Source organism: Vibrio anguillarum (genome assembly GCF_001989995.2).
Taxonomy (GTDB): Bacteria; Pseudomonadota; Gammaproteobacteria; order Enterobacterales; family Vibrionaceae; genus Vibrio; species Vibrio anguillarum.
Genome location: NZ_JAHGUP010000225.1, coordinates 1 through 1,117, shown reverse-complemented (window position 1 = coordinate 1,117; position 1,117 = coordinate 1). Strand labels below are relative to the sequence as shown.

General features: G+C 37.3%; 1 protein-coding gene. It reads right to left on the bottom strand.

Features of this window, described 5'->3' with window-relative positions:
- Positions 1-72: 72 nt before the first annotated feature.
- Positions 73-618, bottom strand: coding sequence for a hypothetical protein (locus PL85_RS18605; protein ID WP_088733287.1), 546 nt, complete (start codon positions 616-618; stop codon positions 73-75).
- Positions 619-1,117 lie beyond the last annotated feature (499 nt).

The following is a 1,117-nucleotide window of genomic DNA, read 5'->3' as shown; positions in this document are numbered from 1 at the left end:
CCGCCACGCGTTGGCAATCCATCTTGAGCCGTTTGTTATATTCGATTCACTTAACCATGATAGGCTACATATCTAACCCTGATTGCCATAATGATCCACGGCGAAACTAAACATGACTTTAATCAAAAAGAACGTGCTGGTGATTAAGAACCAAGTGGGTAACGGTAAAAACATAAGTAATAACAAACCACTACACATTAGATTTGCAGAAATGAACAGTTGGATACGATTGTCCTTTAAAGCATTTACCACTAAGGCAGATATTATTGTGTAGGCCCAGATTAGAAACGCATACTCTAAGGGTGCAGAAAGAAGCCACGCTATCGCTAAGATATGAATATGTATAGCAATAAAAAGAAAGCGTCCCTTGCTCCTTTCTGCGTAAAACTTATTTGTGCCTCGGCTAAAATTTGCAATACATCCAGCCAACACATCAGCAATTAGAATGAAACCTAACGCTGTCAACCAACCATTTTCATGGGCTATAGGACGATAAAACTGAAAATAAATTAGAAAACTACCAAATAAGGCAAATATTGCCGTACAAGTAATTTCAATTAAAGATTGCTTTTCACCAAAGACCTCATGAAGATACTTGGGAATTTCAATATATTTCATCCTTTGTCCTTAAAAAGTTCACCGATCAGCTTGTGGAATATAACGCCCAATTAAGGGGTGAGCAACGCTACCACCCAACTTAAAGCATTGTACCGTAAACACTAAAGTTGAAGTAAAACCAAAAATGCCAAGCGTTGGGAATCCCTCTTAAATTGTTTGTTATATGCGTGGTCAAGGTAACCGTCAAATCCATTGCTTAAGATAAATCAGTGTCACAACACCAAAAAGAACACGAGTCATTAGCTTTAGGCGTTGAGTCATTTGGGGATGTTTTACCCAAACAAGTTCAAACAATGCGTAACTAAAAACTAGACCGAATACCCATAATATATTGTATAAGTTCAAGATTGTTCCCTTAACGTAGTTCAATACAAACTAGTTCATTAGTTATCAATAATATCTAGTATGCAAACGAGATCCTGATCGTTGAGGGAAAGATCAAATAACGCACCAGAATTACTGCTTATTATGTCGATAGCATTAGTGTACCCCACGAAAA